This window comes from Pedococcus cremeus, assembly GCF_900111375.1.
GTDB lineage: Bacteria > Actinomycetota > Actinomycetes > Actinomycetales > Dermatophilaceae > Pedococcus_A > Pedococcus_A cremeus.
In genome coordinates, this window is the sequence record NZ_FOHB01000011.1 from 89,142 (window position 1) to 104,077 (window position 14,936).

General features: G+C 71.1%; 14 protein-coding genes. 7 read left to right on the top strand and 7 right to left on the bottom strand.

The annotated features are described in order from the left end of the window. Window positions 1–17 precede the first annotated feature (17 nt). Together BMW78_RS18505 and BMW78_RS18510 are read left to right on the top strand one after the other, a co-directional pair. Window positions 18–1,652, top strand: a complete 1,635-nt coding sequence (locus tag BMW78_RS18505) for a phosphodiester glycosidase family protein (RefSeq protein ID WP_091762759.1) — start codon at window positions 18–20, stop codon at window positions 1,650–1,652. Between the two features lie 105 nt (window positions 1,653–1,757). Further along, window positions 1,758–3,209, top strand: a complete 1,452-nt coding sequence (locus tag BMW78_RS18510; protein ID WP_091762761.1) for a phospholipase D-like domain-containing protein — start codon at window positions 1,758–1,760, stop codon at window positions 3,207–3,209. Between the two features lie 46 nt (window positions 3,210–3,255). Here BMW78_RS18510 and BMW78_RS18515 read toward each other — a convergent pair whose 3' ends face one another. Then, window positions 3,256–4,260: a serine hydrolase domain-containing protein gene (locus BMW78_RS18515; protein WP_091762763.1), complete on the bottom strand. Its 1,005-nt coding sequence runs from the start codon at window positions 4,258–4,260 to the stop codon at window positions 3,256–3,258. 14 nt (window positions 4,261–4,274) lie between these two features. Further along, complete coding sequence (locus tag BMW78_RS18520) at window positions 4,275–4,826, bottom strand: hypothetical protein (protein ID WP_091762765.1); 552 nt, start codon at window positions 4,824–4,826, stop codon at window positions 4,275–4,277. Window positions 4,827–4,995: 169 nt separating this feature from the next. Between BMW78_RS18520 and BMW78_RS18525 the strand changes: the two genes are divergently transcribed. Then, on the top strand, window positions 4,996–6,732 hold the full coding sequence (locus tag BMW78_RS18525) for a sialidase family protein (protein ID WP_091762767.1): 1,737 nt from the start codon (window positions 4,996–4,998) through the stop codon (window positions 6,730–6,732). Between the two features lie 113 nt (window positions 6,733–6,845). Here the strand turns inward: BMW78_RS18525 and BMW78_RS18530 are convergent, their stop codons facing one another. The 5 genes from BMW78_RS18530 to BMW78_RS18550 form a co-directional block, all read right to left on the bottom strand. Then, the gene (locus tag BMW78_RS18530; protein WP_218144422.1) at window positions 6,846–7,853 is read right to left on the bottom strand and encodes an SDR family NAD(P)-dependent oxidoreductase; all 1,008 of its coding nucleotides are present in this window, start codon (window positions 7,851–7,853) and stop codon (window positions 6,846–6,848) included. 165 nt (window positions 7,854–8,018) lie between these two features. After that, window positions 8,019–8,372 (bottom strand): thioredoxin, encoded by a 354-nt coding sequence (gene trxA, locus BMW78_RS18535; RefSeq protein WP_281247103.1) that lies wholly within the window; start codon window positions 8,370–8,372, stop codon window positions 8,019–8,021. A 76-nt stretch (window positions 8,373–8,448) separates the two neighbouring features. After that, window positions 8,449–8,658: a heavy-metal-associated domain-containing protein gene (locus BMW78_RS18540; RefSeq protein ID WP_091762772.1), complete on the bottom strand. Its 210-nt coding sequence runs from the start codon at window positions 8,656–8,658 to the stop codon at window positions 8,449–8,451. A gap of 113 nt (window positions 8,659–8,771) precedes the next feature. After that, complete coding sequence (locus tag BMW78_RS18545; RefSeq protein ID WP_091762774.1) at window positions 8,772–10,190, bottom strand: MFS transporter; 1,419 nt, start codon at window positions 10,188–10,190, stop codon at window positions 8,772–8,774. A gap of 61 nt (window positions 10,191–10,251) precedes the next feature. After that, window positions 10,252–10,506: a CDGSH iron-sulfur domain-containing protein gene (locus tag BMW78_RS18550; RefSeq protein ID WP_091762777.1), complete on the bottom strand. Its 255-nt coding sequence runs from the start codon at window positions 10,504–10,506 to the stop codon at window positions 10,252–10,254. A gap of 257 nt (window positions 10,507–10,763) precedes the next feature. Here BMW78_RS18550 and BMW78_RS18555 point away from each other — a divergent pair, with 257 nt between their 5' ends. The 4 genes from BMW78_RS18555 to BMW78_RS18570 all read left to right on the top strand — a co-directional run bounded on the left by BMW78_RS18555 (window position 10,764) and on the right by BMW78_RS18570 (window position 14,882). Next, on the top strand, window positions 10,764–11,816 hold the full coding sequence (locus tag BMW78_RS18555) for a hypothetical protein (RefSeq protein WP_091762779.1): 1,053 nt from the start codon (window positions 10,764–10,766) through the stop codon (window positions 11,814–11,816). Window positions 11,817–11,843: 27 nt separating this feature from the next. After that, window positions 11,844–14,117, top strand: coding sequence for a heavy metal translocating P-type ATPase (locus tag BMW78_RS18560; RefSeq protein WP_091762781.1), 2,274 nt, complete (start codon window positions 11,844–11,846; stop codon window positions 14,115–14,117). 35 nt (window positions 14,118–14,152) lie between these two features. Next, window positions 14,153–14,584 (top strand): ester cyclase, encoded by a 432-nt coding sequence (locus tag BMW78_RS18565; RefSeq protein ID WP_218144423.1) that lies wholly within the window; start codon window positions 14,153–14,155, stop codon window positions 14,582–14,584. A 64-nt stretch (window positions 14,585–14,648) separates the two neighbouring features. Further along, window positions 14,649–14,882, top strand: a complete 234-nt coding sequence (locus BMW78_RS18570; protein ID WP_177180469.1) for a heavy-metal-associated domain-containing protein — start codon at window positions 14,649–14,651, stop codon at window positions 14,880–14,882. Window positions 14,883–14,936: the final 54 nt, after the last annotated feature.

Sequence of the window (14,936 nt, forward strand, 5' to 3'; positions counted from 1 at the left end):
GTGGGCACGGTGACCACATGGTGTCTCGAGTCATGGTCACGTCCGCAGCAACCGTCCTCGCACTGGGAGGGGTGGCCCTGGGGGCGAGCTCGGCACAGTCGGCGAGCTCGGCACGGTCGGTCCCGTCGACCGGTGACATGGTGACCGAGGGGGAGGGGCTGCCACTGGGGCTGCCGGGCCTGCCGGAGACTCGGTCCACCACCGTGCTCCAACCGGGCGTGACCCTGACCCGCATCGAGAGGGGCGCCTTCGACGTCGCAACGCCCTGGGTGGTCGAGCTCAGCATCCCGTCGTCTGCATCGAGCCCGGACCCGGACGCACCACCGCGGTCGGTGCAGGACGAGGCGAGTGCGCAGGACCTGGTGCGACGGCTGGACGAGGCGGGGTTCGACGCGGAGGCACAGCCTGTGCGTCAACCGGCGGTCGCGGACGTCCCAGCAGGAGTGATCGGCTACCGCGTCCGCCTGACCGACCAGTTCGCGAGCAAGTCCGCGGCCGACCAGGACGTCGCCCGCCTGAAGGCTGCCGGGTTCTCCGGTCGCTCGTGGTACTCCGGCTGGGACGGCGGAAGCCTCGACAAGGGGCACTGGGCCGTCAACGTGCTGACGGTGGACCCGAGGACCTTCCGCGGCGACCTGGGCGGGACCTTCGGCCCGGACCTCGAGAACCGCGAGACGACGACCGCCTTGAGCGCCTACGCGCACGCCAAGGCAGCGGTCAATGCGGGCTTCTTCGTGCTCGACCCCAACGCAGGGGCGCCTGGCGACCCCGCTGGAGTGGGCGTCTACGACGGAGCACTCGAGTCGGAGATGGTCGCCGGCCGACCCGCCCTGGTCCTCCACGAGACCGCGCGGCACACCGCGGTCGTCCGTCCCGAGTGGCGCGGCACCCTGCGCACGGGTGGGAAGACCCTGCGCCTCGACGGCCTCAACCGGGTTCCCGGCCTGATCCGCAACTGCGGTGGCGACCCCTCCGACCAGCCGACCTTCCGCCCGCTGCACGACGTGACCTGCACCGACCCGGATGAGCTGGTCGCCTTCACCCCCGTCTTCGGTGCCTCCACGCCGAGCGGGCCGGGCGCCGAGGTGGTCCTCGACCGTCAGGACCGGGTCGTACGGGTCATGGACGAACGCGGCACCGTGCTCGGGCGGGGTGAGCGGTCGGTCCAGGGCACCGGCTCCCTCGCCGAGGCGATCGCACGCCTGCGGCAAGGGGAGCAGGCGCAGCTCCGACTCACGCTCACCACGCCGCAGGGTGGGCAGCTGGTGCGGCCCGGGGTCAATGTCATCAACGGGGGACCGCAGCTGCTGCGCAGCGGCGCGCTGCACATCACCCAGGCGCAGGACGGCATGGTGCACCCGGGTGACCCGTCCTTCGCCTACGGGTGGGTGCTGCAGCGCAACCCGCGTACCTTCGCGGGCGTCGACGGCCAGGGCCGCACGCTCCTCGTGACCGTGGACGGCCGACAGCCCGACCAGCTGGGCCTGTCGATCCCCGAGACCGCGCAGGTCTCGAAGGCCCTCGGCATGCAGGACGCGATCAACCTCGACGGTGGCGGCTCGACGGCCATGGCCAGCGACGGCCGGCTCATCAGCCACCCGTCCGACGCGACGGGGGAGCGCCCGGTCGGGGACGCCATCTACATCCGGTGAGGGTCAGGCTCGACGGGCGGTTCTGCCTCCCCTGGCGGGGGGCGGCCGGCGGTACCAGCTGCGCCCCTGCGGCGGGCACGGCCGATCTACGCCACGATGTGCTGCATGGTGCACACGCCCTGGCTGGGTCAGGCGGACGCGAAGGCCGGCGACGCTCTCGAGGCGCTCCTGCGCAACCACCACCGGACGCGGCTGCGGCGGCTGGGCTGGTCCGACGCCCTGAACCCCTCCCGTGAGGAGGGGTGGTGGTCGACGCGCGCGGTGGTGCGCGGCGGAAACACGGTCGAGGTGCTCATCGACGGCACGTCGGCACTGGCCGAGATGGAGGCCGCCATCCGGGCAGCGCGGCACACGGTGCACATCTCCGGGTGGCACGCGTCGCCCGACTTCAGGCTCACGCGTCGGCCCGGTGCACTCCCGCTGCGCGACCTGCTGGCCGAGGTGGCCGAGCGTGTGCCGGTGCGCCTGCTGCTGTGGGCGGGACCGCCACTGCCACTGTTCCAGCCCACCCGCACGATGGTGGAGAGGGCTCGAGACGAGTTCGTCAGGGACAGCCGGGTCCGGTGCGTGCTCGACAAGCGCGAGCGCACCATGCACTGCCACCACGAGAAGATCATCATCATCGACGACGAGGTCGCCTTCGTGGGTGGCATCGATCTCACGGCCCTGCAGGGCGACCGGCACGACGACCCCCAGCACCCGCCCCACACACCCCTCGGGTGGCACGACGCCGCCACCCGCCTGCGCGGGCCGGTCGTTGCCGATGTCGCCAGGCACTTCACCCAGCGATGGGGTGAGGTCGCCGGTGAACCGCTGCCATGGCCGGTCGAGCCCGAGCCGGTGGGGGACATCGAGGCCCAGGTGCTGCGCACCGTCCCGGAGACCACCTACGGCTTCGCGCCGAAGGGCGAGTTCACGATCCTCGAGGCCTACCTGCGGGCGCTGCGCTCAGCCGAGCGCCTGGTCTACCTCGAGAACCAGTTCCTGTGGTCCCCCGAAGTGGTCGACGTCCTCGCCGCGAAGCTCACGCGACCCCCGCACGACGACTTCAGGGTCGTCCTCCTGCTGCCGGCGAAACCCAACAACGGGGCGGACACCACGCGCGGTCAGCTCGGGCGGCTGCTGCAGGCAGACGGGGGCGCGGGACGGCTCCTCGCCACCACGATCAGCGCCCATGAGGGTGACAGGTCCGCTCCGGTGTACGTGCACGCCAAGGTCGGCATCATCGACGACCGCTGGCTCACCATCGGCTCGGCCAACCTGAACGAGCACTCCCTCTTCAACGACACCGAGCTGAACGTGCTGGTGTGCGACCCGACGCTGGCCCGGCAGACGAGGCTGAGGTTGTGGTCCGAGCACACCGAACGCCCGGCCGAGGCCATCGAGGGGGAGCCGCACACCGTCGTGGACGAGGTGTGGCGACCGATCGCGGAGGAGCAGAGCCGGCGACAACGCGAGGGTATGCCGCGCACGCACCGACTTGCGCTGCTGCCCAATGCATCTCGCCGTACCGACCGCTTGCAGGGACCGGTCCGGGGGCTGCTCGTCGACGGGTGAGCCGGCCGTCGGTTCGCGTGGGAGACGCGGACGCCGGTGTGCTGCTTCAGGTGGCGAGCCGGTCGCTGAGCAGCCGGACGATCGGCCAGGCGCCGTCAGACCAGTTCGACATGACGGTGTAGGTGACCGAGAAGGAAGGTCGGTGCACGCTGGCGAAGGACACGCCCGCGTCGTACCCCTCCATGAAGGCTCCGTCGTTCGTCGCGTGGAGGTGGAAGCCGAGGCCGTAGCGCCGGTGTTCCTCGGGCCAGTCACTGCGCGGTCTCACCATCTCGGCCACCCGCTCGAGCGGGACGATCCGTCCGGCAAAGAGGGAGTCCCAGAAGGAGCTGATGTCGGCGGCCGTCGAGTAGATCCCTCCGTCTCCGCTGCCGACCACGGGAAGGTGGAGCACGTTGGTCCCCAGGCCGTCGACACGGAGGTAGCCCCGTGCGGCTCGTCCGGGAAGCTCGTCAGAACGCAGGAACGCGGTGTCCACCATGCCTGCCGGCTCGCAGACCAGGGTGCGAACCAGCTCGTGGAACTGCACGCCGCTCGCCCGTTCCGCCAGCAGCGCCAGCACGACGTAGCCGGCGTTGTTGTACGCGAACTGCCTGCCGGCGGGGAAGACGGTCTGGTGGCCGTCCAGCACCGGCAGGTACTGCTCCGTCGTCGCGAGCTCGTGCACGGGCACCGACATCACGTAGTCGGTGATGTCATCGACGACGTCCTCGTCGAGGTAGTCGCCGATCCCGGACCGGTGTGCCAGCAGGTGCTCGACCGTCACGTCGTCGGCGACCAGGGGCAGGTCGTCTCCGAGCAGCGACCGGGCGGTCGTGTCGAGGGCGAGGGCCCCACGCTCGACCAGACCCATCACCGTCAGTGCCGTCAGGCTCTTCGTCGCGCTCGCAGTGGCGAACTGGGTCTCGACCGTGTTCGGGATGCCGTGGCCACGGTCGGCGAGCCCGTATGCCGCTGCCAGCTCCGTCACGCCCGAACGGTCGACGCGGACCACCCCGGAGAAGCCGGTGCGGCCCGCCGCCTCGTCCACCACGTCCTCGAGGGATGACATGGCACCGAACCTAGTCACCGTGGCGTCACGGTGACCGGGACGCGCGCCGGCACGGGCAGGTCGGGACTCACGCTGACCGTGGTCGCTTGGTACCGCCCGGCAGGTAGAGGCGCCATCGAACCGTCCCGCTCGCAGGCCGGCATCCCGTTTCCACCGTCCATCGAGCACTCCTGGTATGCCGCCGCAACGGTGACGGGGTAGGTGCTCACTCCGGCCGGAATGATGATGTCCTGGGCGCAGAGGGGCCAGGACGGGCTCGGGCGGTGACCCTCGCCGACCAGGAGAACGCTGAAGACCGACCCACAGCCCAGGATGTGGAACGGCTTGCCGCTGTCGTTCTCGACCGTGATCGTCGCCGGCAGCGACGAGCCGCCTCGCACGGTCGTGCTGGGCAGCGTGATGATGGCTCTGACAGAGCCGGGCGGCACCGGGGTGACAGGGCTGGCCAGCGCCGCGGTGACGGATCCGGGCGGCGCCGGGGTCACCGCGCTGGCCGGCGCTGCGTCGGGGATCGCGCCCTGGAAGAGCGCAGAAGCACCTGCGCCGAGCACTGCGAGCGTCAACATGGTCCGGGTCGAGTTCCTCACGCCCCTTGGACCCCGCAGCGCACCCAACGGTTCCGTCGAGCGCCGTCGCGAAGCCCCTCCCGTATCCGTACTAGTCCGGATACGTCATGCCATGGCTGCTTGCGCGGTCGTACGTTCCGAAGCACCGCCTTTCCGTTGTGGAGGAACCATGAGAACGAAGCGCATCGCCACCAGTGTGGTCGCCGCCCTCGCGGCAGTTCTGACCGGAACGGCCGTGGCCACCGCCGCCACGGGCGACACCCTGGTCTCGGTCGGTAGTCCGCCAACACCCTTCTCGCAGAACAAGCAGAACGAACCGGCTGTGGCGATCGACGCGCACAACCCGTCCGTGGTCGCGGCCGGATCCAACGACGAGATCGACATGGAGTCCTGCGCGGCCGGCGCGCCGAACACCTGCCCCTTCACCCCGGGCGTCGGCGTCTCGGGGATCTACTTCTCCTCCACTGGCGGCTCGTCGTGGACCCAGCCCACCTACACCGGCTGGACAGCCCGCAACTGCCTCGGCCCGGCGCCCTGCACCCCGGGCGTGGGACCGATCGGCACGCTTCCGAAGTACTACGAGGCAGGCCTCGTGTCCGACGGTGACCCGGCCCTGGCCTTCGGCCCGCGTCCCGGCGTCGACGGGAGCTTCTCCTGGTCCAACGGGTCACGCCTCTACTACGCCAACCTGACCGCGAGCTTCAACAGCGGCAAGCAGGCTGCCTTCAAGGGGTTCGAGGCGATCGCCGTGTCGCGGGTGGACGACGTGGCCGCCGCAGCGTCAGGTGACAAGAACGCATGGAGCTCACCGGTCCTCATCTCGAAGCAGTCGTCGACGACGTTCTCCGACAAGGAGCAGATCTGGGCCGACAACGCCGCGTCGAGCAAGTTCTTCGGGAACGTCTACGTGTGCTGGGCGTCCTTCCGCAGCAACTCGCGTGGGCAGGCGTTCCCGACCCCGCTGACCGTCGCCCGCTCGAGCGACGGGGGCGTGACGTGGACGACCAAGCAGGTCGGCCCGGCCAGTGACAACCGCAACAACGCGCAGGCCGACGGGTGCACCGTGCGGACCGACAGCACCGGCAACGCCTATGTCTTCGGCGTCGGCACCCGAGGCGGCCAGACCGTCCAGATGATGTACCGCTCCACCGACGGCGGCGCCCACTGGACCGGACCGACCATCGTGTCCACCGCAGTGGCGCCGGGCGTGTTCGACCCCGTGCAGGGTCGTCCGGTCATGGACGGGGTCGCGGGGGCCCGGGTCGACCTCGCGGTCGGACCCAGCGTCGATATCGCGAACGGTGCGCCGAACGGCACCAACGCCACGAACGAGATCTTCATGACGTGGTCGGACGCGCGGGCGGGGCTCAACAACGAGCAGATCCTGCTGACGCGGTCGCGGGACGGTGGCGCCACGTGGAGCGCGCCGGCGACGGTGCCGACGGGCGTGGCCGGTGACCGGCCCGTCTACACGGCTCCGGCGGTCTCGCCGGACGGCACGGACCTCTACGTCGTGCACAACTCGTTCACCACGCCCTACCGCACCAACACCACCGATCCTCGGGGGCTGGTGGGAGGAGTGCTGCACGCGGACATCGTCGCGGGAGCGCCCACTGGCTGGACCGCCTTGCACCGAGGCGCCCTCGGTGACCCGCGCGGCAGCAGCGCCAACGCGCTGACCGCCGAGTTCCTCGGCGACTACGTGTATGCCGCCGCCACCAACAGTGGCGTCGTCGGAGTGTGGAACGACACGCGCAACGCGGCGGACTGCCCGGCGATCGACGCCTACCGCGCCTCGCTCTACACCTCGACGCCGTTGCCGGCGCCGGACGTCCTCGCGTCATGCCCGGCCACGTTCGGCAACAGTGACATCTACGGCGGGAGCTACGCCGACCCGACCCCGTAGACGGTCTGTCCCACCCAGGCGGCCCGGCCACTCGGCCGGGCCGTCCTGCCTGGCAGACGGGCGCCTGCGTGGGGGCGGATCGCACCGTCTTCACACGTGGTGTATCTGCGTGATCAGTGTTCGTTTGCGGAGCCGGTGAGACGTTCGGCGAGTTCCCAGAAGCGCCGGCTCTGCTCCGTGTCACGTGACTGCGGGCTCGACTCCATGGGATGCCGCTCTCCGAAGAACTTCCCGCCGACACCTTCGAGCGAGGGGTCGACAGCCATGAAGACGAGGGAGTCCGTCGCCTCGTCAACGGAGGTGGCGAACGGCATGTGTGGCATCACGGAGGACATCAGCAACCGCATGACACCAGTGGTGCTCGCCGCCGCGGTGGTCGGTACGAAGCCGGGACAGACCGAGTTGGCGGTGATGCGCCGGGGTCCGAGCCGGCGCTGCAGCTCATAGGTGAACCACAACACGGCGAGCTTGGAGTTCTTGTACGCGCGATCCGGGTGGTAGCCGCGCTCGAGCTGGGGGTCGTCGAAGTCGAAGTCGACCGGGGCGCCACGTGACCCCGGAAGGTGCAAGCGGGAGCTGACCGTCACGACACGCGCCGACACGGACCGTTCGAGGGCAGGCAGCAACAGGGCGGTGAGCAGGAACGGCGCGAGCACGTTGACTGCCAACGTCTCCTCATAGCCGTCGACCGTGAGCCGACGGGTCTTGCTGGTCTGCATGACGCCAGCGATGTGGAACAGCACGTCGACCGGCTCACCACGGTCGGCCTCCGTGGTCGTGAAAGCGCGGACCTGCGCGAGCGACGACAGGTCGACCCAACGCGCCTCGACCTGGACGTGCGGGTGGCTGCCGCGAATCTCCTCGACGGCGGCCTCGGCGGCTGCTGGGTTGCGGCCCACCAGGATGACCCGGTGTCCCACAACTGCCAGCTTCTCGGCAGTGGCCCGACCCAGACCCCGACCTCCCCCCGTGACCAGAACGGTTTTCGTCACGATCCCCAAGGTAGACCGCACTCCAGGAAGGTGAGTCCAAGAGGACCCGGTCTCGTCCCATGCCGGTACGAACGCCCAGCCGAAATGGCGGCTGACGATGCCAGACCTCCAAAGACGTTCTCGCAGCATCAGCCGCCGTTTCAGGCGGCACTCATCAAGCCAGAGACCCGTGCGGGCCCGGGGGTGCCTCCACTTGACGGACCATGGCGAGGACCCCGTGATCCTCCTCGAGGAGGTGCTGGGTGACGGCGCGACCGAGGTAGCCGCTCGCCCCTATGGCGAGCACGCGGACACTCACCGTGCCGACCCCCTCGCCGAACGGCTGGCCAGGAACCCGGCCAGGTCGGCCTCGAGCGCGTACCGCGGCTTGGCGCCGGTGATGGTCATGACCACCTGGCCGTCGCGGTAGACGTTCATCGTGGGCATCCCGGTGATGCCGTAGCGCGCTGCGGTGACGGGGTTCTCGTCGACGTTGAGCTTGACGACGCGCAGTGTCTCGGGGTTGTCGGCGGCAATGGCGGCGAGCACCGGTGCGACCTGCAGGCACGGGCCGCACCACGGTGCCCAGAAGTCCACGAGGACGGGAATCTCGGACTGCAGCACCTCAGCCTCGAAGTCGGCGTCGGTGACGTGTTGGATCTGCTGGATGTCGGTCATGGTTGTCCTTCCAAGGGGTGGGTCGAGCCGCAGGCCCGGCGGCGATGGGCCGCCGGACCCGGGTGGCTCAGGCGTCGGCCAGGGAGTAGCCGGCCTCGGTGACGGCGGCTCGCACGGCGCTCTCGTCGACCGGGGTGTCGCTCGTGACGGTGACCGCTCCGCTGGCGAGGTCGACGTCGACGTCGGTGACGCCTGGGACCTGCTCGATCTCCTCGGTGACCGAGGCGACGCAGTGGCCGCAGGTCATGCCGGCGACGGTGTAGGTGGTCTGGCTCATGGTGTCCTCCTTCGGGACGGGGGGTGTCGGCGGCCCCGGTTGGATCCGCCGCGGCCACGGACGTGGCACGGTCGTGGGTTCCGGTGGTGCCGGTGGGGGAGGGTCTGGCGGCGTCAGCCGTGGACCGGCTCGGCGACCGGCTCAGGGGCAGGGGTGCGCAGCGTCGCGGCGGCGGCCAGGGCCCCGACCAGGGCGATGACGGCCGCGCCGACGAACGCCGCGGAGAAGCCGTCGGTGAGCGCCCGGGCGTCGCCGAGCTGTCCGGCGCCCGCCCCAGCCGCGATCGCGGTCATGGCGGCCAGGCCCAGGGCGGAGCCCACCTGGTAGCTGACGTTCACGATGCCGGAGGCCAGGCCGCCCTCCTCGGGCCGCGCCGAGCTGATCGCCGTGCCGAGCGAGGGGATGAAGGCCAGGCTCATGCCGAGGGCCGCCACGAGCGATGCGGGCAGCACATCGACCCAGAAGGACCCGTCGGGTCGGACGAAGGACAGCCAGCCGAGGCCGGCGGCCAGCAGCAGCATGCCGGCGACCACCATGGCCTTGGGCCCGAACGCGGCGATGGCCTTCGGGGCCAGCGCGACCATTCCGAGCATGATGAGGGCCGTCATCGGCAGCAGCGCGGCGCCGGAAGGGAACGCGCTGTAGCCGAGCACCTGCTGCAGGTAGAGGTTCAGGAAGAACCACATCGGGATCCAGGCGCCGCCGAGGAGCAGCTGGGCGAGGTTGGCCGCGCCCAGGTTCGGGGTGCGGAAGATGCCGAGCCGCACGAGCGGCTCACGACGCGAGAGCTGGATGACGAAGAAGCCGACCAGCAGCACCGCGGCGAGCGCCAGTGCGACCCAGGTCGACGTCGAGGCCCAGCCGACCTCGGGAGCCCGGACCACGGCATACACCGCGGTGCCGAGGCCGCCGGTCACGGTGAGGGCGCCGAGCAGGTCGATCGACCCGGAGCGGGCACCACCGGCCGGCAGCAGGGCGGGCGTTGCGAGCAGCACGAGCACGGCGATCGGCACGTTGAGGTAGAACACCCAGGGCCAGGACAGGTACTCGGTGATGACGCCACCGAGGAAGACGCCCGCCGTGCCGCCCGCCGGCGCCGCGGCGCCGTAGAGCGCGAGCGCCTTGGTGAGCTCCTTGGGGTTTGCGCCGAACGTCATCATCAGCAGGGTCAGCGCGGAGGGCGCGATCAGCGCTGCGCCGGCGCCCTGGACCGCTCGGCCGGCGAGCTCGACCGCAGGAGTGCTGGCGACTGCGGCCACCACGGAGCCCGCCAGCAGGACGAGCCAGCCCGTGGTGAAGATCCTGCGCGCGCCGAACAGGTCGGACAGGCGGCCGCCGAGGAGCAGCAGCCCGCCGAAGGCCACGACGTAGACGTTGAAGACCCAGGAGAGGTCTTCCTGGCTGAAGCCGAGGTCGGCCTGCATCTTGGGCAGGGCGACCCCGATGATCGAGGTGTCCATGATGACCATGAACTGAGCCGCGGCGATGAGGGCTAGGCCCTTCCAGCGCCGCGACGCGATGGTGGTGCTCATTTCTCTCTCCTTGTCGGCATGGGTGCCGGGTGTCGGATCTGGGTGGATGGTGGTGGTCGGATCAGCTCGTCGAGCCGGCCCGCTCGGAGGCGCTGAACTGCGTGCGGACGTGGGAGCCGTCGCAGAACGGCTTGCTGGCTGACTGCCCGCAGCGGCAGAGGAAGACCGTCCGCCGGGTCTGGTACGCGTTGCCGTCGTGGTCGACGAGCTCGACGTCGCCCTTGACCTGGAGCGGCCCGTTCTCCACGACGGTGATGCGAGTCGCGGCGGGGGTGGCCGGTCCTGCGGCCTCGGAGGCGGTCTCCTGGGTGCTCATGGTTCTCCTCGAGCGGTTGCGGTTCTCTGATACCCCACCGGGGTAGCCGTCTCCAAGTCTGGAACCCAAGAGTTGTCGACCGCTGTCCAAGCGCTGTCCATCCCCTTGCACAGCGGTGTTTTGGCGCCGTGGAGGTCTCGCGATGCCTTGTTGACGGCAAAACGGCGGCATACGGTACGGGGGTATCTGGTTGAGAACGTCGCCTGAGCCGCCCCTGACAGGGCACCGGCCCCCACCCCCAACCCAGGAGGAAAGCCATGAAGCCCGTGACCACCATCGGCCTCTTCGCGGTCGCGCTGTCGGCCGTCTTCACCGGCGGAGCCGCCGCCGGCAAGGCCGTCGGACCGATCGGCGAACCGGTCAGTGACCACTCCGGCGGCCCTGGTGCCAGCCACGGTGGCTCCGACCACGCTGCATCCGGCGGCACCGGCCATGCCCAGCCCGGTGCGACCAGCCCCTCGGACCGCCTGCCGGGGGGCCTCATGGTGTCCGCGGCCGGCTACACCCTGCAGCTGGACGCCGACCGGGTGACCGCCTCACCCACGGCGAGGCTGTCGTTCACGGTGCTGCGCCCGGACGGGTCGCCGCTGCGCGACTACACCCCGGCCCACGGCAAAGACCTGCACCTCATCGTGGTGCGCCGTGACCTGAGTGGATACCAGCACCTGCACCCGGTGCGTGACCGGGCCGGGCGGTGGACCAGCCCGGTGAACCTTGCAGTGCCCGGTACCTACCGCGTCTTCGCCGACTTCGTGCCGGCCGCGGGTGACCCGGTGACGCTGGGAGCCGACCTCGCAGTGCCCGGGGACTACCAGCCGAGCGCGCTCCCCCCGGTGACGGACACGGCGACCGTGGGCGACTACACCGTGCAGCTGAGCGGCCGGCTGACGCCGGGCCAGGAGTCGCCGGTGGTGCTCGCGGTGCTCCAAGGTGGCAGGCCGGTGAAGGACCTCGAGCCCTACCTGGGCGCCTATGGGCACCTGGTGGCGCTGCGGGCCGGTGACCTCGCCTACCTCCATGTGCACCCCGGCGGCCACCCCGGCAACGGTGCGACCATGCCGGGCCCGCGCGTCGACTTCACCGCCGCCGTGCCGAGCGGCGGCGCGTACCGCCTCTACTTCGACTTCAAGCACGAGGGCGTCGTCCGCACAGCGGAGTTCACCGTGCGCGCCGACGCGGCCGGCGAGTCGGCCACGGCCGGCGGCACCGACCGTCCCGGCGCCACGAGGACCCCCAGCACGGGGGTGTCGCCCGCCCCCAGCAGCCCCTCTGCCGCGACCGGCCACGACGCCGCGCCGCACACCCACTGAACCGCCTCGTCGAGAAAGGAACACGCCATGAGCACCAACCAGGAAACGGCCGACGTCAGCACCGGTGGCCCTCCGGTCGAGCTGGTGATCGGAGGTATGACCTGTGCCTCGTGCGCCTCGCGGGTGGAGCGCCGGCTGAACAAGCTCGAGGGCGTCAGCGCGACCGTCAACTACGCCACCGAGAAGGCGCGCGTCATAGCGGGTCCGGGCGTGAGCACCGAGGACCTGATCGGTGCGGTCGAACAGGCGGGCTACACCGCGCAGCTGCCCGAGCGGCCGCGTGAGGACGGCACCGTGGGGCCGCGAGAGGACGACGACCCGGTGCGCCCGCTGCGGCAGCGCTTGGTGGTGTCCGTCCTGCTGTCGCTGCCGGTGGTCGTGCTGGCGATGGTGCCCGCCTTGCAGTTCACCCACTGGCAGTGGCTCTCATTGGCCCTCGCCGGGCCGGTCGTGGTGTGGGGCGCGTGGCCGTTCCACCGGGCGGCGTGGGTGAACCTGCGGCACGGTGCCGCCACCATGGACACCCTCGTCTCGGTGGGAACCCTCGCGGCGTTCGGCTGGTCGCTGTACGCCCTGTTCCTCGGCGACGCCGGAACCCCCGGGATGACGCACCCGTTCGAGCTGGCGATCCGCCGCACCGACGGCTCGGCCAACATCTACCTGGAGGCCGCCGCGGGCGTGACCAGCTTCATCCTGGCCGGGAGGTACTTCGAGGCCCGCTCCAAGCGGCGTGCCGGGGCGACCCTGCGGGCGCTGCTCGAGCTCGGTGCCAAGGACGTCGCGGTGGTCCGCGGCGGGGTCGAGACGCGGATCCCGGTCGACCAGCTGGAGGTGGGCGACACCTTCGTGGTCCGTCCCGGTGAGAAGGTCGCCACCGACGGCACGGTCGTGGAGGGCGCGTCCGCGGTCGACAACTCCATGCTGACCGGCGAGTCCGTCCCGGCCGAGGTCGGCCCGGGCGACCCCGTGGTCGGTGCCACGGTCAATGCCGGCGGCCGGCTGCTGGTCGCAGCGACCCGGGTCGGCACCGACACCCAGCTGGCCCAGATGGCGCGAATGGTGGAGGACGCCCAGAACGGCAAGGCCGCCGCCCAGCGGCTCGCTGACCGCATCTCCGGAGTCTTCGTCCCGGTCGTGATCGCCCTGTCTCTCGCCACGTTGGGGTTCTGGATCGGCGCCGGCAGCGGGCCGTCCGCGGCCTTCACCGCCGCGGTGGCAGTGCTCATCATCGCCTGCCCGTGCGCCCTCGGGCTGGCCACGCCGACGGCCCTCATGGTCGGCACGGGTCGCGGCGCCCAGCTCGGCATCCTCATCAAGGGTCCCGAGGTCCTGGAGTCGACCCGCCGCGTCGACACCGTGGTTCTCGACAAGACCGGCACCGTCACTACCGGGCGGATGACGCTGGTCGACGTGCACGTCACCGAAGGCGAGGACGTCGACGAGGTGCTGCGGCTCGCCGGGGCGCTGGAGGACCACTCGGAGCACCCCATCGCCCAGGCGGTCGCCAAGGGCGCCACGGAGAGGGTCGGCACGCTGCCGTCACCGGAGGACTTCGCCAACGTCGAGGGCCTCGGGGTGCAGGGCATCGTCGACGGGCACGCCCTGCTGGTCGGCCGTGCGCGGCTGCTCGACCAGTGGGCCCAGCACCTGCCACCGGACCTCGAGGCCGCCATGGCAGCGGCCGAGTCGGCCGGCCAGACTGCGGTCGCGGTGGGCTGGGACGGCAGGGCGCGCGGTGTGCTCGCCGTCGCTGACGCCGTCAAGCCCACCTCCAAGGCAGCCATCGACCAGCTGAAGGCGCTCGGCCTCACTCCCGTGCTCCTCACCGGTGACAACCACACGGTGGCCCGTGCGGTCGCCAGGGAGGTCGGCATCGAGCAGGTGGTCGCCGAGGTGCTGCCCGCCGACAAGGTCGCCGTCGTCAAGGACCTGCAGGCCCAGGGCAAGGTCGTGGCCATGGTCGGCGACGGGGTCAACGACGCCGCTGCCCTCGCCCAGGCCGACCTCGGCCTGTCGATGGGCACCGGTACCGATGTCGCCATCGAGGCCAGCGACCTCACCCTGGTCACCGGCGACCTGAGGGCCGCGGGCGACGCCATCCGCCTTGCGCGGCGGACGCTGGGCACCATCCGCGGCAACCTGTTCTGGGCGTTCGCCTACAACGTGGCCGCGCTGCCCCTGGCGGCGGCCGGGCTGCTGAACCCCATGATCGCGGGGGCCGCCATGGCCTTCTCGTCGGTCTTCGTGGTCTCCAACAGCCTGCGGCTGCGTGGCTTACGCTCCAGCGTGGCGGACCGGTGAGGACGTTCGAGGTTCGCCCCGGTGAGGTGCCGGCCGTGACCGGCCCCACCGGGGCGGCGCAGGTCGTGGCGGCCTTCCTGGGCCGTGTCCGGGTGACCGGCGACCCGGACGCAGCGCGCGAGCTGATGGCGCCGACCGTCGTGGCGCACCAGGTCGTCGCCGAGGGCGCGCACCAGGTGGTGCGCACGCCGGAGGAGTATGCCGCGCACGTGCGCGACATGCTCCGCACCTTCGGCCCGTTCCGCTACACCGTCACCGAGCTCCTCGGGGAGGCTGACCACGTCTACGTGCGCTGGCGCCAGGAGGGCCACCACGTCGGTGAGTTCGACGGCCGTGCCCCGACCGGGGCGCCGCTGGTCGAGGTGGGCTCGGCGGTCTACCGCGTCGCCGCCGGACGCATCGTGGAGTACTGGGTCCAGCTCGACCGGCTCGGTCTCTCCCGTCAGCTGGATGTCGGCGGACAGTGATCCGACAGGGCGGCAGAGGAGGATGGGTCGAGCGCGAGCAACAGGTGAGCGGAGGAGGAGGCCGATGGGCCACGAGATCACGCTGCTGGTCGACGGCATGGGCTGTCGCAGGTGCGTGCGAGAGGTGTCGCGCTGGTTGCGTGACGTCCCCGGCGTGACGACTGTCGAGGCCGACGCGCACACCTCTCGGGTCCGGCTGACGGGCACCATGCGCCTGGGTGACGTCCTCGACGTCTTCACCGGCACGGCATACACCCCCCGTCCCGGTGCCGCACCCGGCGCCACCGTCGGTCGGTGAGGGTGCTGCCCGCGTCGGCGGCTCGGTGCGCCTGCAGGCGACGAGCGGGTCGTT

Bases quoted from the DNA above. Each gene is read 5' to 3' on its own strand.
- BMW78_RS18510 (WP_091762761.1), top strand. From the start codon at position 1,758: ATGGTGCACACGCCCTGGCTGGGTCAGGCGGACGCGAAGGCCGGCGAC.
- BMW78_RS18525 (WP_091762767.1), top strand. From the start codon at position 4,996: ATGAGAACGAAGCGCATCGCCACCAGTGTGGTCGCCGCCCTCGCGGCA.
- BMW78_RS18550 (WP_091762777.1), bottom strand. From the start codon at position 10,506: ATGAGCACCCAGGAGACCGCCTCCGAGGCCGCAGGACCGGCCACCCCC.
- BMW78_RS18560 (WP_091762781.1), top strand. From the start codon at position 11,844: ATGAGCACCAACCAGGAAACGGCCGACGTCAGCACCGGTGGCCCTCCG.
- BMW78_RS18555 (WP_091762779.1), top strand. From the start codon at position 10,764: ATGAAGCCCGTGACCACCATCGGCCTCTTCGCGGTCGCGCTGTCGGCC.
- BMW78_RS18520 (WP_091762765.1), bottom strand. From the start codon at position 4,826: ATGTTGACGCTCGCAGTGCTCGGCGCAGGTGCTTCTGCGCTCTTCCAG.
- BMW78_RS18505 (WP_091762759.1), top strand. From the start codon at position 18: ATGGTGTCTCGAGTCATGGTCACGTCCGCAGCAACCGTCCTCGCACTG.
- BMW78_RS18545 (WP_091762774.1), bottom strand. From the start codon at position 10,190: ATGAGCACCACCATCGCGTCGCGGCGCTGGAAGGGCCTAGCCCTCATC.
- BMW78_RS18570 (WP_177180469.1), top strand. From the start codon at position 14,649: ATGGGCCACGAGATCACGCTGCTGGTCGACGGCATGGGCTGTCGCAGG.
- BMW78_RS18540 (WP_091762772.1), bottom strand. From the start codon at position 8,658: ATGAGCCAGACCACCTACACCGTCGCCGGCATGACCTGCGGCCACTGC.
- BMW78_RS18515 (WP_091762763.1), bottom strand. From the start codon at position 4,260: ATGTCATCCCTCGAGGACGTGGTGGACGAGGCGGCGGGCCGCACCGGC.
- BMW78_RS18530 (WP_218144422.1), bottom strand. From the start codon at position 7,853: ATGCTGCGAGAACGTCTTTGGAGGTCTGGCATCGTCAGCCGCCATTTC.